Below are 20,018 nucleotides of genomic sequence, written 5' to 3'. Positions count from 1 at the left end.
GGCCCCGTCAGGAGGCGCCGGTGCCGGCCGCGGTGTCCCAGGAGGCCAGCAGGCTGTTCTGGAGCTTCCACATCTCCCGTTCCTCCTCCGGCTCCGCGTGGTCGTAGCCGAGCAGGTGCAGGATGCCGTGGGTGCAGAGGATGTGCAGCTCGCGCTCCATCCCGTGGCCGGCCTGCGCGGCCTGCCGCCGGGCCACCTCGGGGCACAGGACGACGTCGCCGAGCAGGGTCGTCGGGTCCTCCTCGGGCGACTCCGACCACGACGGCTCGAACGCCTCGTCCTGCGGGAAGGCGAGCACGTCGGTCGGGCCCTCCTCGGCCATGTAGCGCACGTGCAGGTCGGTCATCGCGTCGATCTCGACGAGCATGACCGAGAGCTCCGCCAACGGGTTGACCTTCATCGTGTCGAGCACGAAACGGGCGAGCGCGGCCAGCGTGACCTCGTCGAAGTCCGTCACGCCCGACTCGTTGGCGACGAAGACGGCCATCAGAGAACCCTTCCCGCCGCCGGGGCGGGAGCCACGGCGCCAGYGCCGGCACCGGCGCTCATCGGCGGTCCCGGCGGGCCGCCCGCGTGGGGCGCGCGTCCGTGCTCGGTGCCGGGCTCGCCGCGTCCCAGCGCGCGTAGGCGTCGACGATGTCGCTGACCAGCCGGTGCCGGACGACGTCCGTGCTGGTCAGGGTCGCGAAGTGGACGTCGGCGACGCCGTCCAGGATCTCGCGGACCACTCGCAGGCCACTCTGCGTGCCACTGGGCAKGTCGACCTGGGTGACGTCACCGGTCACCACGATCTTGGACCCGAAGCCGAGGCGGGTCAGGAACATCTTCATCTGCTCGGCCGAGGTGTTCTGCGCCTCGTCCAGGATGATGAAGGCGTCGTTGAGCGTACGGCCACGCATGTACGCCAGCGGCGCGACCTCGATGGTGCCGCTCTGCATGAGCCGCGGGATCGAGTCGGGGTCGATCATGTCGTGCAGCGCGTCGTAGAGCGGACGCAGGTACGGGTCGATCTTCTCGTAGAGCGTCCCGGGCAGGAAGCCGAGCCGCTCACCCGCCTCGACCGCCGGCCGGGTGAGGATGATCCGGTTGACCTTCTTCGCCTGCAGCGCCTGCACGGCCTTGGCCATCGCCAGGTAGGTCTTGCCGGTGCCCGCCGGGCCGATCCCGAACACGATCGTGTGCTGGTCGATCGCGTCCACGTACCGCTTCTGGTTCAGCGTCTTGGGACGGATCGTCCGACCACGGTTGGACAGGATGTTGAGGGTGAGCACCTCGGCAGGCCGCTCCCCCGCGCCGCTGCGCAGCATCGCCACCGAGTGGTCGACGTGCTGCGGGCTGATCTCGGTGCCGGCGTCGAGCAGCGCGACGAGCTCGGAGAACAACCTGGCGGCCAGCTCGTTCTCCGCCGGGTCACCCGTGATCGTGATCTCGTTGCCGCGGACGTGGATGTCAGAGGAGAAGGCCTTCTCGATCACACGCAGGAGCTGGTCCTGGTGCCCGAGCAGGCTCACCATGCTGTGCCCGTCGGGGACGACGATGCGTGTGGTGACCCGGGAGCCGGGTGGGGTGTCGGATTCGGGCATGTAGTACGGCCGCCTGGGCCGGAGCACCTCTCGCTTCAACCTGGGACGAAGGTCGCCCTCAGAAGGCGGTAACGCCGCGGGACCGTCGGATCCATGCCTCGGCCACCGAGGACCAGGTCGAAACTGCGAACAAGCCACGCTGTGCCACGCCAGCCATGCTGTGCCACACCAACCACGCCACCGGCCAGCTGTGCCACCCGGGGCGGGGCCGACACGTTACCGGCCGATCTCGAGTCTATCCGCCCAGCCGACCGATGTCGGCGAGTACCACGGCCGCCGCGACCACGCCTGCCGTGGACGTCCGCAGCACCGTCGGGCCGAGCCTGCCAGCCACCGCGCCGGCGGCCGTGAACGCCTCGAGCTCACCCTCGGCCACACCGCCCTCCGGGCCCACGACCAGCAGAATCTCGCCGATCTCCGGCTCGACCGCGGGCACCGGCTCGACCGCGAACGCCGGCTGCAGGGCACGCGCGAGCCCGGCCAGCGGCGTCGTCGCCGTCTCGTGCAGCACGACGGCGAGCGCCGCCCGGCGCGCGCGCTCGGCGAGCGCCGCGGTGCCCGCCAACGGGCCGACCAGCGGCCAGGCGTGCCGGCGCGACTGCTTGGCCGCCTCCTGGGCGGTGCGGGTCCACCTGGCGCGCGACCGCTCGCCGCGTTCCCCGTCCCAGCGGACGACGCAGCGCGAGGCCGCCCAGGGCACGATCTCGTCGACCCCGATCTCGGTGAGCATCTCGACCGCCAGCTCCCCACGGTCGCCCTTGGCCAGGGCCTGCGCCACCACCAGCCGGGGCCCGGCCGCGGCCGGCGACCGCCGGCGCAGGACGACGCATTCGAGCTCGTCGCGGCCAACCGACCGGACCTCGCACTCCAGCGCGGCACCGGCGCCGTCGGTGACGTCCAGGCGCTCGCCCACCCGCAGCCGGCGCACCGTCGCGGCGTGCCGGCCCTCGGGGCCGCCCAGCACGAAGACATCGGCCGACGGCAGCGGGTCCAGGCGGAAGACGGGCGCGGTCAGCGGTTGCGCCGACCGCCACGGCGCCGGGAGAACAGGCCGGACCCGCCGGAGGACCCGCCGACCACCGCCGGCGTCTCCTCCTCACGCAGCTTCGCCAGCTCCCGCAGGAGGCGTTCCTGCTCGGCGTCGAGCTTCGTCGGCGTCTCGACGACGATGTGGATGTGCAGGTGCCCGCGCCCCACCGCGCGCAGGTGCGGAACACCGCGCCCGGCGAGCCTGAGCACCTCGCCGGGCTGGGTGCCCGGCTTCACCGTGATCGTCTCGGAACCGTCGAGGGTCTCCAGCGTCGCCATCGTGCCCAGGGCCGCGGCGGTCATCGGCAGGCGAAGGTCGCAGTGGAGGTCGTCGCCCTCCCGGCTGAAGACCGCGTGCTGACGCTCGGAGACCTCGACGTACAGGTCGCCGGGCGGCCCGCCGCCGGGGCCGACCTCACCCTCGCCGGACAGCCGGATGCGCATGCCGTCCTCGACGCCCGAGGGGATCTTCACCGTCAGGGTCCGGCGCTTGCGGACGCGGCCGTCACCGGAGCAGTCCCGGCAGGGGTGCTCGATGACCGTTCCGGTGCCGGAGCAGCGCGGGCAGGGCCGTGAGGTCACCATCTGGCCGAGGAACGAGCGGGTCACCTGCTGGACCTCGCCACGGCCGTGGCAGGTCGAGCAGGTCGACGGCTGCGTGCCGGGCGCGGCGCCCGCGCCGGTACAGGTCGCGCACACCACGGCCGTGTCGACGGTGATGTCCCGGGTGGCGCCGAACGCGGTCTCGGCCAGGTCGAGCTCGAGCCGCAGCAGCGCGTCGTTCCCACGGCGCACCCTCGAGCGCGGGCCGCGGCTGGCCCCACCACCGAAGAAGGCGTCCATGATGTCGCCGAGGCCGCCGAAACCGGCGCCGAACGGCGAACCGGCGCCGGCCGCGCCACCACCGGGCGCGAGCGGGTCACCACCGAGGTCGACGATCTGCCGCTTCTCGGGGTCCGAGAGGACCTCGTAGGCGTTCGTCACGTTCCTGAACCGCTGCTGCGCCTCCGGGTCCGGATTGACGTCCGGATGCAGCTCCCGGGCCAGCTTGCGGTAGGCCCGCTTGATCTCGTCACCGGTGGCGTCACGCCGCACACCGAGCGTCGCGTAATAATCCACTGCCATCAGTCGGCACCCAAGAGTTCACCCACGTACTTGGCGACGGCTCGTACGGCCGCCATCGTTCCCGGATAGTCCATCCGCATCGGGCCGACGACTCCCATTCCGCCCAGCACCGCTGGGCCGAGACCGTACCCGGTGGCGATTACCGACGTTGAGCGGAGGGCGTCCACATCCGTCTCACGCCCGATGCGCACCGTCACAGTACCGGTCTCCCGGGCTGAACCGATCAGTTTGAGGAGCACGACCTGCTCCTCGAGTGCCTCCAGAATGAACCGCAGCGAGTCGGCGAAGTCGACCGAGGAGCGTGTGAGGTTGGCGGTACCGGCCAGCGCGACCCGCTCCTCCTGCCGCTCCAGGAGGGCCTCGAGCACCACGGTGGTGAGCGTCGTCAGGTGCGGACGCAGATCCGGCCGGACGGTCTCGGGCAGGTCCGCCGCGACCTCTGTGGCGTCGACCACACGGCGGCCCCGCAGCGAGCCGTTCAGCAGGCCGCGCAGCTCGCCGACCACGCCGTCGTCGACCGGGGTGGGAATGTCCACCACCCGCTGCTCAACCCGGCCTGTGTCCGTGATCAGTACCAGGAGCAGGCGGTTCGGGTTGAGCGTGACGATCTCGATGTGTCGGACGCTGCTGGACGAGAGTGAGGGGTACTGGACCACAGCCACCTGACGTGTGAGTTGCGCGAGCAGGCGCACCGACCGCCGCACCACGTCGTCGAGGTCGACCGCGCCCTCCAGGAAGCTCTGGATGGCCCGGCGCTCGGCGCGTGACAGCGGCTTGACGCCGGAGAGCCGGTCGACGAAGAGGCGATAGCCTTTGTCTGTCGGGATGCGGCCCGCGCTGGTGTGCGGCTGCGTGATGTAGCCCTCTTCCTCGAGGGCCGACATGTCGTTGCGCACCGTGGCGGGCGACACGCCCAGAGCGTGCCGCTCGGCCAACGTCTTGGATCCCACCGGCTCGTTGCTGAGCACGAAATCCTCGACGATCGCCCGCAGCACCTCCAGCCGCCGTTCCTCCAACACGTGGCCACACCCCCTTCGCCGGTTTCGGTAAGCCAGGCGGGGCTGGCGGCGCGCGYCGGACCGGTCACCCTGTGCTACTGGTCACCCTGTCCCACTGGTAACCCGGTCCTGGCACTCGGCCGCCGTGAGTGCCAAGTGTAGCTTCCCACCCAGGTCGGGGCAGCCATCGTGAGCAGACCCGCGTCCGAGGACACACGGAGATCCTCCGACCGCGGGTCACCGCCCGGGTGGGCGGCGGGACGCTCAGTCGGGCAACAGGGCGCGGACGACCGTGTCGGTCAGCAGTCGGCCACGACGGGTGAGCGCCACCCGACCCTGCGCGAGGACGTCCGCGACGATGAGGCCGTCCGCCGCAAGCTCGGCGGCGACGTCCAACGCCTGCTCGCCCAGCGCGTCGAGGCCCAGCCCCTCGACGAGGCGGACCCCCAGCATGACCCGCTCGACCCGGCGGGCCTGGGCGTCCAGCACCTCGCGGCCGGCGGCCGGGCTGTGGCCGGCACCGACCCGGGTGGCGTACTCGGTCGGGTGGCGGACGTTCCACCAGCGGACGCCGCCCACGTGGCTGTGGGCGCCCGGCCCCAGCCCCCACCAGTCGTCGCCCCGCCAGTAGCCCATGTTGTGGCGGCACCAGGAGGACTGGTCGCGCGCCCAGTTGCTGACCTCGTAGTTGGTCAGGCCGGCGGCGGCGAGCGCCTCGTCGGCCTGCAGGTAGCGATCGGCGAGCAGGTCGTCGTCCGGCTCCAGCAGCTCGCCGCGGCGCACCCGGCGGGAGAGCTTGGTGCCCTCCTCCACGGTCAGGGCGTAGGCGCTGACGTGGTCGGGCACGAGCTCGATCACCGTGTCCAGGCTCGCCGCCCAGTCGCTCTCGGACTCCCCCGGCGCGCCGTAGATGAGGTCGAGGCTGAGCTGGCGGAACCCGGCGGACCGCGCCCATCCGACCACCTCGGGCACCCGGCCGGGGGTGTGCCGCCGGTCCAGCGCCGCGAGCACGTGCGGGCGGGCGCTCTGCATGCCGAACGAGATCCGCGTGTACCCACTTGCCCGGAGCTGTTCGAGAGTCTCCCGGTCGACGGACTCCGGGTTGGCCTCGGTGGTGACCTCCGCGTCGCCGGCCAGGCCGAAGGTGTCGTCCAGGACCCGCAGGACCTTGGCCAGGTCGGCGGCCGGCAGCAGCGTCGGAGTGCCGCCGCCGACGAAGACTGTCGAGACCGTCAGGCCCCGCTCGCCCAGGACCGAGCGGGCCAGCCGGGCCTCGGTGGCCACCGAGTCGACGAACGAGGCGGCCCCACCCTGGCCGCCCGCGCCGAGCTCGGCCGGGGTATAGGTGTTGAAGTCGCAGTACCCGCAGCGTGCTGCGCAGTACGGCACGTGCACGTAGACACCGAACGGCCGGGTCCCGACCTCGGTGAGCGCGGCGTCGGGGAGTGCGCCGTCGACGGGTGCCGGCGCCCCCTCGAGAGGCTTGGATGGCATGTCCCCAGTGTGYCCCCAACGCGTGCCGAGACCGCAACGCTCTGTTTGTCAACGTGCCCGGAGACCGTCATTTTTGCCGGTCTCGGACGACATCGGGACCAGGAACGGACAAGACGCCCCGGCGCGCCGCCCTTACGGGCCATCACCGGGCCGACACCGGCGGCACGACGCCACCGACCGCCCAGAATCACCCAGTTTGTGGTCTGTTGACAATCGCAGGGTCAAATCGTGGGCGATTGGTCATGGATCAGTCGAGGTCGGTACGAAATGATTCGACCATGCAAGAGGAGCCCATCAGTGCCCTCGTGACCATCGAGGAACTTCTACCCCCACATACCACCGAGTACCGGTCGGGATCCGTCCTCGCCCTGGGCTTCGCCCAAGCCGAACCGGCCACCGAACCGATCCGGCTTCCCCGGATCGCCGCGGCTCCCGAGAACGTCTGACGGCCGCCCGCCCGCGCCCGGCCCGCGAAGGGCCGGCACGGGCCGCCGTGCCGCTCGCACGGTGCGGACCGCCGCGCCGCTACCGCCCGGTCTTGGGCGCCGGCGCCTTCGGGCTCTCGGTCGTGGACAGTGCCGCGATGAACGCCTCCTGCGGGACCTCCACCCGGCCGATGGTCTTCATCCGCTTCTTGCCCTCCTTCTGCTTCTCCAGCAGCTTCCGCTTACGGCTGATGTCACCGCCGTAGCACTTGGCGAGGACGTCCTTGCGGATGGCGCGGATGTTCTCCCGGGCGATGATCCGGCTACCGATGGCCGCCTGGATCGGCACCTCGAACTGCTGGCGGGGAATCAGCTCCCGCAGCTTCGAGGTCATCGCCACTCCGTAGGAGTAGGCCTTCTCCCGGTGCACGATCGCCGAGAACGCGTCCACCGCCTCGCCCTGCAGGAGGATGTCCACCTTGACCAGRTCCGAGGCCTGCTCGCCGGCGGGCTCGTAGTCGAGGCTGGCGTAGCCGCGGGTGCGCGACTTCAGCGCGTCGAAGAAGTCGAAGATGATCTCACCGAGCGGCAGCGTGTACTTCAGCTCCACCCGGTCGGTGGAGATGTAGTCCATCCCCTTGAGCACGCCGCGCCGGCCCTGACACAGCTCCATCACGGCGCCGACGAAGTCGGTGGGCAGCAGCAGCATCGCATCCACGACCGGCTCGTACACCTCGGCGATCTTGCCGCCGGGCCAGTCGCTGGGGTTGGTCACCGTGACCTCGGACGTGTCCTCCATGACGACCCGGTAGACCACGTTGGGGGCCGTCGAGATGAGCGTGAGGTCGAACTCCCGCTCCAGCCGCTCCCGGACGATCTCCAGATGGAGCAGCCCGAGGAAGCCACACCGGAAGCCGAACCCCAGCGCCGCCGACGTCTCCGGCTCGAAGGTGAGCGCCGCGTCGTTGAGCTGCAGCTTGTCCAGCGCCTCGCGCAGCGCCGGGTACTCGCTGCCGTCCAGGGGATACAGCCCCGAGTAGACCATCGGACGCGGGTCCCGGTAGCCGCCGAGCATCTCCGTGGCCGGGCGGCGCGCCGAGGTGATCGTGTCCCCGACACGGGCCTGGCGGACGTCCTTCACACCGGGGATGACATAGCCGACCTCACCTGCCGACAGCGACCCGGTCGGTTGGGGCTCCGGCGAGATGACACCGACCTCGAGGGTCTCGTGGCTGGTCCCGGTGGACATCATCAGGCAACGGTCACGGGTGCTGAGCGACCCGTCGACCACTCGGACATAGGTGATCACACCGCGGTAGATGTCGTACACGCTGTCGAAGATCATTGCCCGGAGCGGGCCGTCCGGGTCGCCACTCGGCGCCGGGATACGGCGGACGATCTCGTTGAGCAGCTCCGGGACGCCCTGGCCGGTCTTGCCGGAGACCTTGAGGACGTCGCCCGGGTCGCAGCCGATGATCGAGGAGATCTCCGCGGCGTACTTCTCCGGCTGCGCGGCCGGCAGGTCGATCTTGTTCAGCACCGGGATGATCGTCAGGTCGTTCTCGATCGCCAGGTAGAGGTTGGCGAGCGTCTGCGCCTCGATGCCCTGGGCCGCGTCGACCAGCAGCACCGCGCCCTCACAGGCCGCGAGCGACCGGCTCACCTCGTAGGTGAAGTCCACGTGGCCGGGCGTGTCGATGAGGTGCAGGACGTAGTCCTGACCGTCGTCGGCCCGCCAGGGCAGCCGGACGTTCTGCGCCTTGATCGTGATGCCGCGCTCGCGCTCGATGTCCATCCGGTCGAGGTACTGCGCGCGCATGTTGCGCGCCTCGACCACACCGGTCACGCCCAGCATGCGGTCGGCAAGCGTGGACTTGCCGTGGTCGATGTGGGCGATGATGCAGAAGTTGCGGATCGACGCGGGGTCGACGCCGGAGGCCTCGTGCGGGGCTTCGGACACGCGGGCTGGTCTCGTTTCGCTGCTCGTCGGTCTGTCGGGCACTCGGTCCGGCTGGCGCCGTGTGCACGGACTGTCATGTGCACGGGCTCGAGTCCTTCATCGTGCCAGGCCCCCATCGTGCCAGGCGCGCCGCGCCCGTCCGCGTGGCCGCGCCCGCACCACCGCCCCGGCACGCTGGTTTGATAACGTCGGTGCCTCCCGGCACTCTCGTACCATCCCGACTCGAAACTCAGAGGTTCTCCCGCGTGGCCAACATCAAGTCGCAGATCAAGCGCAACCTCACCAACGAGAAGCGACGGCTGCGCAACAAGGCCGTGAAGTCCGAGCTGAAGACGCACGTCCGTCGCTTCCGCGACGCCGTCGAGGCCGGGGACGTCGAGCGCGCCGAGAGCGCCCTCCGCATCGCCTCCAAGAAGCTCGACAAGGCCGCCAGCAAGGGTGTCATCCACCCCAACCAGGCCGCCAACCGCAAGTCGGCGCTCGCCAAGGCCAACGCGGAGATCGGCGCCTCCTGACCCGACCGCGGGCATCCGCGCCCGCGTCAGGTTCATCACAGACTTCGTTCGAAGACCGGGCAACCCGCCAGACGGGCCCCGGTCTTCGACGCGTCCCGGACGCGTCCGGGACGTCCCTACTCAACCAGTCCCCGAGTCGTCAGTCCTCGGGGTCAGCAGCCGGGCCCAGCACCCGTTCAAGGTTCTCGGCATACGCCACCAGCGCCGCGACGGTGGCCGGCAGCACCAGCAGCACCCAGGCGCTGGCCAGGTCCCCCATGGCGATCACCAGCGTCACCAGGGCGGTCACCGTGCCGAGCACGCCGCGCATCCAGCCCGCCGGGAGCACCCGCAGGCCGAGCATCCCCCCGGGCTGCACCTCGTAGTCGTCGTGGCCGTCGTGGCCGGGCTCGTCCCGCTCGCCGTGCCCTGGGCCGCCGTGCCGGCCCGCCGAGTCGTTCACCGCGCCCGCCCGGCGTACTCGCCCCGGCCTCGCGCCTGGGTGACCTCGTGGAGGAGCCGTTCCAGGGCGTACCCGGCGTCCACGGCGGCGCCCTTGACCCCGGCGTCGGCGACCGCGACCGCCCGGATCGCCCGGGCCAGCCCCGCGTCCGACCAGCTCCGGGCCGCGCGCTGGGCGCGCTCGACCTTCCAGTCCGGCATGCCGAGGGCCTTGGCGACGTCCCACTTGGACCCGCCGCCCACGGCGGACACCCGGGCGAGGTCACGCAGCCCGCCGGCGATGGCGCTGGTGACCAGGACGGGTGCCGTCCCGCCCTCGAGCGCCTGCCGCAGCAGGGTCAGCGCGCCGGCCAGATCGCCGGCGACGGCGGCGTCCGCGACCGCGAACCCGCTCGCCTCGGCCCGGCCCCGGTGGTAGCGGGCGACCGCCGACTCGTCGATCACCCCGGCGGTGTCGGCGACGAGCTGGTCGCACACCGCCGCGATCTCGCGCAGGTCACCGCCGACCGCGTCGAGCAGGGCACGGACCGCCTCGTCGGTCATCCGCCCGCCAAGCCGGCGGATCTCCGCGATCACGAAGTCGTGCCGGTCGCGCGGACGGGTGATCTTCGCCGCGGCCATGACCCGGGCGCCGGCCTTCTTCATCGTGTCAACGAGCTTGCGGTTCTTCACCACGCCGCTGTGGACCACAACGAGGACCACATCGTCGAGCGGGTGGGCCACGTAGGCCAACAGCGCGTCGCGCAGATCCTCCGCCAGGTCGGCAGCACCCCGAACCACCAGCACCCGGCCACCCCCGAACATCGAGGTGGCGCCGAGATCGATCATGTCGGCCTCGGTCAGCTCGCCGGGTGACCGGTCGACCACCTCGACCTCCGGATCACGGGCCCTTGCGGCGTCGAGCACCTCCCGGACGGCCCGTGCGACGAGGAGGTCCTCGTCGCCGCTCACGACGACCAGCGGTGGCGGGGCGGAGGGCGGCGGCACGTGGATCAGCATGTCACGAGCCGGCCCCGCCCCCTCGCGGGCCGGGCCGGCGAGCCACCGCCCGGACGCCACCGCCGGCCGTCTCGACGACAGCCACCGTGCCGTGCAGGTCGGTGCGGGCCACCGACATCCCGGCCGCGTGCAGGCCGGCCAGCGTGCTCGGCGCGGGATGCCCGTAGGTGTTGTCGACGCCGACGCTGATCAGCGCCACCTCGGCGCCGGTCCGGGTGAGGAACTCCGGCAGCTGGTCCTCGGAGCCGTGGTGAGCCACCTTGAGCACGTCGACGGGCCCGAGACCGCGCCGCGCCACCTGCCGCTGCTCCGGCGGCTCGGCATCCCCGGTGAGCAGTATCGTCACGCCGCCGACCGCCGCCAGGACCACAAGGCTGGCGTTGTTCGGATCGCTGGCCGTGCCCCGCAGGACCCGTTCCGGGCCGATCACCCGCCAGCGGACCGCTCCGGTCTCCCCCGCGGCGCCGGCGGTGACGGCCCGCACCGGCACGCCCGCCGCCCGCGCCGCGCGCTCGACCGCGTCCCACTGGTCGGCCGGCTCGGGCAGCGGGCTCACCACCAGTTCCCCCACCGGCAGCCGGCCCACCACCCCGCTGAGGCCGGCGGCGTGATCCGCGTGCAGATGGGTGAGCATGAGCAGCGGCACCTCGCGTACTCCGAGGTCATCCAGGCAGGCGGCGATCAGCGCCGGGTCGGGACCCACGTCGACCACGACCGCCGAGGCCGGCCCGGCGCGCAGGACCAGGCCGTCACCCTGGCCCACATCGCAGGCAACGAGCCGCCAGCCCGGCGGCGGCCAGCCCGCCAGCCTCGGCAGCAGGAGCACCCGGGCCGCCAGCAGGCCCACCACCGCCGACACCAGCAGCCAGCGGGTCGGGCGCCGGCGCGCCAGGGCCACCACCAGTACTACGCAGCCGAGCGCGGTGGCCGCCCCCGCGAGCCCCGCCGGCCAGCCGATCGTGGCCGCGGGGACGCCGGCGGCCACGTCCGCGACCAGCACGAGCCAGTGGCAGGCCAGCCCCGCGAGCCGCGCGAGCAGCGCGGCGACCGGGTCGTTGACGGCGGCGACGGCCATCGCCGACACGCCGAGCACGGTGGCGGGCGCGACCGCCGGCGCCGCCACCACGTTGGCCGGGATCGCGACAATGCTGATGCCCCCGCCGAGCCAGGCCAGCACCGGCGTACAGGCAAGCTGGGCGGCGGCGGCCACCGCCACGACCTCGCCGAGCCGGCCGACCGCGCGGCCGCGCTCCAGCGCGTCGCTCCAGCCGGGCCCCCACACGATCATCCCGGTCGTCGCGAGAACCGACAGGGCGAACCCGGCCGACAACGCGAACACCGGATCCGCCATCACGACGGCGATGACCGCGGTGGCCAGCGCCGCCAGCGCCGCGCGGGGCCGACCCGCGGCGAGCGCGACCAGGCCGACCAGGCCCATGGCTCCGGCCCGGACCACGCTGGCGGACGGCCGGGCCAGGATCACGAACCCGACGAGGACCAGGGCCGCGGCGACCGCCCTGGAGCGGGCCCCGAGCCGGAGCCGCCCGAGCAGGAACAGCACCGTCCCCGCGGTAATCGCCAGATTGGCGCCGGACACCGCGGTCAGATGGCTCATCCCGGCGGTGCGAAAGTCGTCCTTCAGCCCGGGATCAAGGCCCGAGGTGTCACCGACGACCAGTGCCGGCAGCAGCCCGCCGGCGGGCTGGGGCACCACGTCGGCGGCGTCCCGTAGGCCGGCCCGCAGCCACCCGGCGGCCCGTTGCACGGCGTCCGGGCGCCCCCGTGCCCGTGGCGGTGCCCGGACGAACAGAACCGTCGCGATCGTGTCGCCCGGACCCGCCGGCGCCAGCCCGGCGCGGACGCTGAGCCGCTGCCCCGGCAGGTAGTTCGCGAGATCCGAGCCACGCCCCACCAGGAGCACGGGCACGGAGGCCCGCAGCCGGCGGCCGGGCCCGGTCACGGCCTCGAGTCGAGCCCGGACGGTGACCGTCGGCCCCTCCCGCGGGCCCGAAGTGGCAGCCGGCGCCGCCGCCGCCGAGATCTTCGGATCGTCGCTCAGGACGACCTCGGCGTTGACGGTCCGGTGGGCCCGCGCCATCTCGGCGAGCGGGCCGGTGAACCGGGGCCGCGCGGCCGCCCCGCCCACGAGAACCCCGGCCGCGAGGAACGCCAGGGTGACGAACGCCACCAGCGCTCCCGGCCGGCCGAGCCGGCCGCCGGGACCCTGATGCAGCGCGATCAGCACCCCCACCGGGCACGCACACAGCACCATGCCGGCGACGCCGAGAAGCACCGGCCCGAAGCCCCAGTACCCCGCCGCGGCCGCCCCGCCCCAGACCGCGACGGCAGGACCGACCAGACGGAGGTCCAGCCGACCGCCGACCGCCGCATCGGAGCCGCTCGGCAGGCCGAGCCCGGTCTCCATCGCGACGGCGACCATCAGGCCGTCACCAGGGGCAGCAGGTCCGCCAGCCGCCGGTCACCGACACCGGAGACCTCACCGAGCTGGTCGGGCGAGGTGAAGGGCCCGTTCGCCGCCCGCCAGTCGATGATCCGCTGGGCCAGCACGGGACCCACCCCGGGCAGGGCGTCGAGCTGTTCCACCGTGGCGGTGTTCAGATTCAGCGGCCGGCCCGCCGAACCAACCGCGGAACCGCCGGCCGAACCGGCTGACGACCCGGAGGGCGAGCCGCCACCGGCCGCCTCCGGAGGCGGCGGGGCGGGACCCGGCCGCCCGTCGACGAGGACCTGCTCACCGTCCGTGAGGACCCTGGCCAGTGCCAGCCCCGTCGTGTCGGTGCCGGGCAGCACACCGCCGGCCCGCTCCACGGCGTCCACGACCCGGGATCCGGCCGGCAGGCGCACGACCCCGGGGCGCGCCACACGGCCGGCGACGTCCACGACGACCTCCGGCGCCGTGGTCGGCGTCGCCTCGCCCGCCGCCGGCTCCGCCGGGTTCCGGGCGAGCTCCGCGGCCGCGGTCGCGGACCCGCCTGGCCCGCGCGCGGCCTCACCGGGCCCCGAATCACCGACCGCCGCCGCGCTCGGCTGGAGGGCCACCGGCCGGTCGCGCCAGGTCAGCCAGCCGGCCACGGCCGCCGCCGCGACGGCGACCAACACCAGCACCAGCGCCGCCCGGGCCGTCGGGGCGAGCACCGCGTCGCGCAGCGTCGGCGGGAGGCGAGCGGCGACGGCCCGCCGCACCCGCGAGCCGCGAGTGTCCGCCCGACCCGCGTCCCGTTCCCCGTCGTCACCCCAGTCCCCGCCGTCCCAGGCCCCGCCGTCCTGGTCCCAGCCATCCGGGTCGCCGCCGTCCAGACCGGCCAGCGGCCAGTCGTCACCCCGGTCATCACCCCGGGACAGATGCGAGGAGCTTCGAGTCATGCACGCAAGGTAGGAGCTGGGAGGGTTCGTCCGAGCCGATGCGGAGCGGATGTGGACGACCGGTTCTCATCCACAGGCACGCGGGGCGCAGGGAGATGGAATGACCCGCCGTCCACGTTGGTTGCGCACGCAAGTAACGTGCACGACGGCACCACCCAGCAGCCCCGGTCTCAGCTCACACACTCCGAGGAGAACACGATGACCGCTCCCGCTCCCGTCCTGGCCGACCTCACCGGCACCTGGACCCTCGACCCCGCGCACACCCGGATCGGCTTCGCCGCACGCCACGCGATGGTCACGACGGTCCGCGGGCAGTTCACCTCCGTGCAGGGCACCCTGGAGCTCGACGGCGCGAACCCGACGGCGTCCACCGCGTCGGTGACCATTGACACCGCCAGCTTCGACACCGGCGTCGCCGACCGCGACGGGCACGTGAAGTCGCCCGACCTGCTCGACGTCGCGCAGTTCCCGACCATCACCTTCGTCAGCACCGGCGCGAAGCTCGGCAAGGACGAGGACAGTTACGTCCTCGCCGGCGACCTCACGATCCGCGGGGTGACCCGGCCGGTCGAGCTCGCGATCACCTTCGAGGGCAGCTCCAAGGACCCGTTCGGCAACGTCCGGGCGGGCTTCACCGGCACCACGAGCATCAGCCGCAAGGACTTCGGCCTCACGTACAACGCCGTTCTCGAGACGGGCGGCGTGCTCATCAGCGACAAGGTCAAGATCGAGCTGGACGTCTCGGCCATCAAGTCCTCCTGACCGCCCAGGTCCTCCCGACCGCCCGGCTCGCCAGGGGCGCTCAGCCCAGGCGGGTCACCGAGACGGTCACGCCCAGGGACGTCGAGGCACCACCGGAGTACACGCCGAACATCGGTGGGACGTCGTTGTAGTCCCGCCCGCGGGCGACCACTACGTGCTGCTCGCCCGCGGGCACGCCGTTGGTCGGGTCGAAGCCCCACCACTCACCCAGCCAGCCCTCGACCCAGGCATGGCTCTGCCCGCTGACGGTCTCGCCCACCGCGGCGTCCGCCGACGGGTGCTGGTAGCCCGACACGTAGCGGGCCGGCATGCCGGCGGCCCGCATCAGGACGAGCGCCAAGTGGGCGAAATCCTGGCACACGCCCACCCCCTGCTGCCACGCCTCGACGGCCGAGGTGCGCACCTCGGTCGTGCCAGGCTGGTAGCGCAGCTTCTCCCGCACCCAGTCACCGACCGCGGGCAGGAAGTCCGCGGGGGTGTTGGCGGCGGCGAGCTCGCGGGCGGCGGCCAGCAGCTCCGGGTGCTCCGGCGTCGAGACGGTGGGCCGGACGAACTCGACGAACCGGTCCGAGACGTGGTCATCGGTGAGGCCGTCCCAGCCGGGGACGTCCGTGGGCCGCGCCGGCGCGGGCGCTGTCTGCACGACCGAGCGCCCGGTGACGATCAGCTCGGTGTGCGGGGTGTGCAGGTCGAACGCGGTGACCTGGGTCCCCCAGTAGTCCCAGTAGCGGTAGGTGGACGAGGACGGCTCGGTGCGGACGGTGGCCTCGAGTGTGAGTTGCCGGTCCCCGGTCTGGGGGATGATCCGGGCCTCGTTGTACGAGGAGATCACCGGGCTGGCGTACCGGTAGCCCGTCGAGTGCTCGATCCGGATCTGCCAGCTCATCGTCGCCTGTCTCCCTCGTGTGCGGCGCCGCGCGCAGCCGTCGCCCGTTGTTGTTCCCCGCCCGCCGTCAGGCGGGCACCTCGCTCGCCCAGGTGCGCGGGCTGTCCCGGGCGAAGTACCGGGTGGTGACGGCCGCGCTGACCGCCGAGCAGGTCCGTTGCAGGGCGGCCAGCAGGTCGGGCATCTCGGCGACGAGCTCGTCGATGCTGCGGAACTCCAGCTCGGTGCGGGCCCGACCGACGGTGCGCCGGGCGGCGTCGTCCACGGTCGCCCGGACCAGGCCGCGGCTGGTGTCCAGCTCGGCGAGGATCTGCTCCGCGAGCGCCAGCGACCAGTAGATCGACCGCGGGAAGAGCCGGTCCAGCAGCAGGAACTCCGCGACCCGGGCCGCGTCCACCGCCCGCCGGTAGGTGCGCAGGTAGGCCTCGTGCGCGCCGCACGAACGCAGCAGGCTGACCCAGCTCTGCGAGCTCGGGTCGTCGCTGATGCTCGACGACAGCAGCCGGGCGGTCATGTCGACCCGCTCCAGGCTGCGCCCGAGCACCAGGAAGCRCCAGCCGTCGTCGCGCGCGAGGGTGGCGTCGACCAGTCCGGCCAGCATCGCCGTGCGTTCCCGCACGTAACGGAAGTACACGTGCGGGCCCATCCGGCGGGCGAGCTCCTCGGTGTGCGGCAGGTCGTTCCAGGTCGCGTTCAGGCACTCCCACACGTCACTGGAGACCACGACACGGGCACCGCGGGCGTTCTCCCGCGCCGCGGAGAGCGACCCGCGGATGCTGGAGGCGTTCGCGGCCTCGTAGGCGAGCACCTCGGTGACGTGCCGGGAGTCGGCGGGGCCGGACCGGTCGGCGACGCCCATCACGGCGAGCAGCTCGGCCCCGGCCGACGTCTCGTCCAGCCAAGGGTCCTCGAGCACCCGATGGACGTGGACGTCCAGGATGCGCGCGGTGCACTCGGCCCGCTCCGCGTAGCGGCCGATCCAGAACAGCGACTCCGCGATGCGGCTCAGCACAGCCCGTCCCCCTGCTGGTTCTGCTGCTCGGACTGCTGTTGCTGCTGCTCGTCGGACGAGTGCGGGCCGAGGTCGGGCCCGGCGGCGACCGCCGGCGTCAGGCCGGACCGCCGGCGCAGGAGCGCGGCCTCCTCCGGCGCGACCCGCTCGGGGGCGAGTACCCAGGTGTCCTTCGAACCGCCGCCCTGGCTGGAGTTCACGACCAGGCTGCCACGGGGCAGCGCGACCCGGGTCAGCCCGCCGGGCAGCACCCAGATCCGGTTCCCGTCGTTCACCGCGAACGGCCGCAGGTCGACGTGGCGCGGCCCGAGGCGGTCATCGGCCAGAGTCGGGGAGGTCGACAGCTTCACCACCCGCTGTGCGATCCACCCGCGCGGGTCGGCGAGCACCCGCGCGCGCAGCGCGACCAGCTCGGCCTCGGTCGCCTGCGGGCCGATCACGATCCCCTTGCCGCCGGAGCCGTCCACCGGCTTGACCACCAGGGACTCGAGGTTGTCCAGCACATGGGCGCGCTGGTCCGGGTCCTCCAGCCGGAAGGTGTCGACGTTGCCGAGCGCCGGCTCCTCACCGAGGTAGTAACGGATGAGGTCCGGGACGTAGGTGTACATCAGCTTGTCGTCGGCGACCCCGTTGCCGACGGCGTTCGCGATCGTCACGTTCCCGGCCCGGGCCGCGTTGAGCAGGCCCGCGCAGCCGACCATCGACTCGGGACGAAAGTGCAGCGGGTCGAGCCAGTCGTCGTCGACCCGCCGGTAGACGACGTGCACGGGCTGGTCGCCCTCGGTGGTGCGCATCGTGACCCGGTTGTTCCGGGCGGAGAGATCCCGGCCCTCGACCAGCTCGACGCCCATCTGGCGGGCCAGCAGCGCGTGCTCGAAGTAGGCGGAGTTGTACACGCCCGGGGTGAGGACCACGACGGTCGGGTCGGCGACCTCGGGTGGYGCCGCCGCGCGCAGCGCGTGCAGCAGGTGGGTGGCGTAGTCGGCGACCGGGCGCACCCGGTGGGTGGAGAACAGCTCCGGGAACACCCGGGTCATCGCGCGCCGGTTCTCGATGACGTAACTGACCCCGGACGGGACGCGGACGTTGTCCTCGAGCACCCGGAAGTCGCCGCGCTCGTCACGCACCAGGTCGATGCCGCTGACATGCGCGCGGACGCCGTTCGGCGGGTCGATGCCGTGCGCCGCACGGTGGAAGTGCGAGCTGGACAGCACCAGCCGGCGGGGCACGATGCCGTCCGCGAGGACGTCGGCGCGCCCGTACACGTCGTCGAGGAACGCCTCGAGCGCGCGCACCCGCTGGGTCACGCCCCGCTCGATGACGTCCCACTCATCGCAGGAGAGCAGCCTGGGCACCAGGTCCAGCGGGAACGGCCGCTCCTCGCCGAACAGGTTGAAGGTGATGCCGGCGTCCCGGAAGGCGCGGTCGAGCGCGATCTTGCGGGCCGCGAGGTCGGAGCTGCTCAGCGGCTGCAGCGCGTCGTGCAGGGCGGTGTACACCTCCCGGGGGCGATGCGCCGCGTCGAAGACCTCGTCCCAGGCGGCCGCTGCCGCGACCTCCACCGGATACCCCTCGAAAAGGTCCGCCACGCGGAGGAGCGTAGGTGCTCCGTGTTACCTGCGAATGTCGTCGTGACCGCGCCCCTGCCCCCGGTCCGCGCAGGCATGGGGAAGTATGTAGGCGCGACCGATGCGACGACGCACCGAACGACGCACCGAAAGGCGAACGATGACCACTCTGCTGGTGACCGGGGCCGCCGGTTTCATCGGGTCCAACTTCGTCAGGTACTGGCTGGGGACGCACCCCGGCGACCGCATGGTCGCGCTCGACGCGCTGACCTACGCGGGCTGCCGGGAGAACCTCGCCGACCTCGAGGACGGGATCACTTTCGTCCACGGCGACATCCGTGACCGTGAGCTCATCGAGTCCACGCTGCGCGAGCACCGTGTGGACGTCGTGGTCAACTTCGCCGCCGAGTCCCACAACAGCCTGGCGATCATCCGTCCCGGCGAGTTCTTCTCCACCAACGTCATGGGCACGCAGACCCTGCTGGAGGCGGCGCGGACCGTCGGGGTCGCGCGCTTCCACCAGATCTCCACCTGCGAGGTCTACGGCGACATGGACCTCGACGACCCCGGCGCCTTCACCGAGGACTCCCCCTACCTGCCCCGGACCCCGTACAACGCCGCCAAGGCCGGCTCGGACCACGCCGTCCGCTCCTACGGGTACACCTACGGCCTGCCGGTGACCATCACCAACTGCTCGAACAACTACGGTCCGTTCCAGTTCCCGGAGAAGGTCATCCCGCTGTTCGTGACGCGGGCGCTGCAGGGCCAGTCGCTGCCGCTCTACGCCTCCACGAAGAACCGGAGGGAATGGCTGCACGTGGTGGACCACTGCCGGGCCATCGAGGCGGTGCTCGAGCGCGGCGCTGTCGGTGAGACCTATCACGTCGGCTCCGGCATCGAGGCCGACATCGAGACCATCGCCGACCTCATCCTCGGCGAGCTGGGCCTGCCCGCCTCGCTGAAGACGATCGTGCCGGACCGTCCCTCCCACGACCGCCGCTACCTGCTGGACTCCGGCAAGCTGCGCACGACGCTCGGCTGGGAGCCGCGGATCAGCTTCGCGGACGGGATGAAGGCCACCATCGGGTGGTACCGGGACAACGAGGCGTGGTGGCGTCCCCTGCTCGGCCGCTCCCCCGTCTCGGAGACCGCCTGGCAGAGCTGACCCTCCCGAGCCGATCCGCACCACGGCGGTCTACCTCAGATCAATGGAGCGGGCCGGGAAGGCACTGCCGGCCGCGATCGGCGAGCTCACCCCGGACACGGTCGTCGACCTCTGGGTGCGTTACGTCACGGACTGGCGGTCCGGCTGTCGTGATCGCCTGGCACAGAGAACAGCGCGCGCCGCGGGTGCTGGCCGGCACCGGCTCGGTGTCCGACGATGTGGCGTGAACTGGCCTGGGCCCAATACCAGGAACTTAGTGCCTGATCGTGTAGGTTCGGTGGGTGCCGAGACGTGGTCAGGTCAAGGAGAAGCCCGAGGACCGGTTGGTGGACCGGGTCGGGTTGGGGGTGCTGGCGGCGCAGTTCCCGGACGCGCTGGTCGACCGGGTGGTCGCTGAGACCGGGCGGCGTGAGCGGCGGACGCGGGACCTGCCGGCGGCGTTGACCCTGCGGTATGTGGTGGCGTTGGCGTTGTTCCCGTCGGATGGCTACGACGAGGTGATGCGGCAGGTGAAGGTCGCCGACGACTGGCTGTCGGACAAGGCCGGGCCGGTGAAGGTGCCCGCGACCACGGCGATCACGAAGGCGCGGGACCGGCTCGGGGTGGAGCCGGTGAAGCTGCTGTTCGAGCGCACGGCGGTGCCGATGGCCCTGCCCCGGCGGACGGTGGGGG

The 20,018-nt window shown here is 72.4% G+C and carries 19 protein-coding genes; 5 read left to right on the top strand and 14 right to left on the bottom strand.

Annotated elements, in window-relative coordinates; all coding sequences use genetic code 11:
- Positions 1–7: 7 nt before the first annotated feature.
- From ybeY to hemW, 6 genes are all read right to left on the bottom strand, one after another.
- On the bottom strand, positions 8–487 hold the full coding sequence (ybeY, locus tag BBK14_RS22940) for an rRNA maturation RNase YbeY (RefSeq protein WP_020459715.1): 480 nt from the start codon (positions 485–487) through the stop codon (positions 8–10).
- A 58-nt stretch (positions 488–545) separates the two neighbouring features.
- On the bottom strand, positions 546–1,583 hold the full coding sequence (locus tag BBK14_RS22935; protein ID WP_071065358.1) for a PhoH family protein: 1,038 nt from the start codon (positions 1,581–1,583) through the stop codon (positions 546–548).
- A gap of 235 nt (positions 1,584–1,818) precedes the next feature.
- The gene (locus BBK14_RS22930) at positions 1,819–2,598 is read right to left on the bottom strand and encodes a 16S rRNA (uracil(1498)-N(3))-methyltransferase (protein WP_083391184.1); all 780 of its coding nucleotides are present in this window, start codon (positions 2,596–2,598) and stop codon (positions 1,819–1,821) included.
- Positions 2,595–3,737: a molecular chaperone DnaJ gene (gene dnaJ / locus BBK14_RS22925; RefSeq protein ID WP_071065333.1), complete on the bottom strand. Its 1,143-nt coding sequence runs from the start codon at positions 3,735–3,737 to the stop codon at positions 2,595–2,597. The genes BBK14_RS22930 and dnaJ overlap by 4 nt, the downstream gene beginning before the upstream one ends.
- Positions 3,737–4,756 carry a heat-inducible transcriptional repressor HrcA gene (gene hrcA, locus BBK14_RS22920; protein ID WP_020459711.1) on the bottom strand — a complete coding sequence of 340 codons (1,020 nt, stop codon included), beginning with the start codon at positions 4,754–4,756 and terminating at the stop codon, positions 3,737–3,739. Before hrcA ends, dnaJ begins: the two co-directional genes overlap by 1 nt.
- Before the next feature lie 243 nt (positions 4,757–4,999).
- Positions 5,000–6,229 carry a radical SAM family heme chaperone HemW gene (gene hemW / locus BBK14_RS22915; protein WP_071065332.1) on the bottom strand — a complete coding sequence of 410 codons (1,230 nt, stop codon included), beginning with the start codon at positions 6,227–6,229 and terminating at the stop codon, positions 5,000–5,002.
- Between the two features lie 278 nt (positions 6,230–6,507).
- Here hemW and BBK14_RS39070 point away from each other — a divergent pair, with 278 nt between their 5' ends.
- Complete coding sequence (locus BBK14_RS39070; RefSeq protein ID WP_198541400.1) at positions 6,508–6,675, top strand: hypothetical protein; 168 nt, start codon at positions 6,508–6,510, stop codon at positions 6,673–6,675.
- Positions 6,676–6,754: 79 nt separating this feature from the next.
- On the opposite strand, the gene lepA is transcribed toward BBK14_RS39070, so the two are convergent.
- Positions 6,755–8,614: a translation elongation factor 4 gene (lepA, locus tag BBK14_RS22910; protein ID WP_071065331.1), complete on the bottom strand. Its 1,860-nt coding sequence runs from the start codon at positions 8,612–8,614 to the stop codon at positions 6,755–6,757.
- 245 nt (positions 8,615–8,859) lie between these two features.
- On the opposite strand from lepA, the gene rpsT reads away from it, so the two are divergent.
- The gene (gene rpsT / locus BBK14_RS22905; protein WP_071065330.1) at positions 8,860–9,129 is read left to right on the top strand and encodes a 30S ribosomal protein S20; all 270 of its coding nucleotides are present in this window, start codon (positions 8,860–8,862) and stop codon (positions 9,127–9,129) included.
- A 139-nt stretch (positions 9,130–9,268) separates the two neighbouring features.
- On the opposite strand, the gene BBK14_RS22900 is transcribed toward rpsT, so the two are convergent.
- From BBK14_RS22900 to BBK14_RS22885, 4 genes are read right to left on the bottom strand one after another with little or no spacing between them, the layout of a single operon-like run.
- Positions 9,269–9,571, bottom strand: coding sequence for a hypothetical protein (locus BBK14_RS22900; protein ID WP_071065329.1), 303 nt, complete (start codon positions 9,569–9,571; stop codon positions 9,269–9,271).
- A complete protein-coding gene (gene holA / locus BBK14_RS22895) occupies positions 9,568–10,569 on the bottom strand; it encodes a DNA polymerase III subunit delta (protein ID WP_071065357.1) in 1,002 nt (333 codons plus the stop codon). The genes BBK14_RS22900 and holA overlap by 4 nt, the downstream gene beginning before the upstream one ends.
- A 1-nt stretch (position 10,570) precedes the next feature.
- Positions 10,571–13,009 (bottom strand): ComEC/Rec2 family competence protein, encoded by a 2,439-nt coding sequence (locus BBK14_RS22890; RefSeq protein WP_071065328.1) that lies wholly within the window; start codon positions 13,007–13,009, stop codon positions 10,571–10,573.
- Positions 13,009–13,953, bottom strand: a complete 945-nt coding sequence (locus BBK14_RS22885; RefSeq protein WP_071065327.1) for a ComEA family DNA-binding protein — start codon at positions 13,951–13,953, stop codon at positions 13,009–13,011. Before BBK14_RS22885 ends, BBK14_RS22890 begins: the two co-directional genes overlap by 1 nt.
- A 198-nt stretch (positions 13,954–14,151) precedes the next feature.
- Here BBK14_RS22885 and BBK14_RS22880 point away from each other — a divergent pair, with 198 nt between their 5' ends.
- Positions 14,152–14,715 (top strand): YceI family protein, encoded by a 564-nt coding sequence (locus BBK14_RS22880; protein ID WP_041253962.1) that lies wholly within the window; start codon positions 14,152–14,154, stop codon positions 14,713–14,715.
- Positions 14,716–14,755: 40 nt separating this feature from the next.
- Here the strand turns inward: BBK14_RS22880 and BBK14_RS22875 are convergent, their stop codons facing one another.
- The 3 genes from BBK14_RS22875 to BBK14_RS22865 form a co-directional block, all read right to left on the bottom strand.
- Complete coding sequence (locus BBK14_RS22875) at positions 14,756–15,601, bottom strand: transglutaminase family protein (protein WP_071065326.1); 846 nt, start codon at positions 15,599–15,601, stop codon at positions 14,756–14,758.
- Between the two features lie 67 nt (positions 15,602–15,668).
- The gene (locus BBK14_RS22870; protein ID WP_071065325.1) at positions 15,669–16,613 is read right to left on the bottom strand and encodes an alpha-E domain-containing protein; all 945 of its coding nucleotides are present in this window, start codon (positions 16,611–16,613) and stop codon (positions 15,669–15,671) included.
- The gene (locus BBK14_RS22865) at positions 16,607–18,202 is read right to left on the bottom strand and encodes a circularly permuted type 2 ATP-grasp protein (protein ID WP_071065324.1); all 1,596 of its coding nucleotides are present in this window, start codon (positions 18,200–18,202) and stop codon (positions 16,607–16,609) included. The genes BBK14_RS22870 and BBK14_RS22865 overlap by 7 nt, the downstream gene beginning before the upstream one ends.
- Positions 18,203–18,341: 139 nt before the next feature.
- Between BBK14_RS22865 and rfbB the strand changes: the two genes are divergently transcribed.
- Together rfbB and BBK14_RS22855 are read left to right on the top strand one after the other, a co-directional pair.
- A complete protein-coding gene (rfbB, locus tag BBK14_RS22860) occupies positions 18,342–19,346 on the top strand; it encodes a dTDP-glucose 4,6-dehydratase (RefSeq protein WP_071065323.1) in 1,005 nt (334 codons plus the stop codon).
- A 281-nt stretch (positions 19,347–19,627) separates the two neighbouring features.
- A partial coding sequence (locus BBK14_RS22855; RefSeq protein ID WP_198541399.1) for a transposase domain-containing protein occupies positions 19,628–20,018 on the top strand: 391 nt, incomplete at its 3' end.

Origin of the sequence: Parafrankia soli (assembly GCF_001854695.1) — a bacterium.
Taxonomy (GTDB): domain Bacteria; phylum Actinomycetota; class Actinomycetes; order Frankiales; family Frankiaceae; genus Parafrankia; species Parafrankia soli.
Note: the sequence above shows the minus strand (reverse complement) of the source record. Positions and strands in the feature narration are given on the sequence as shown.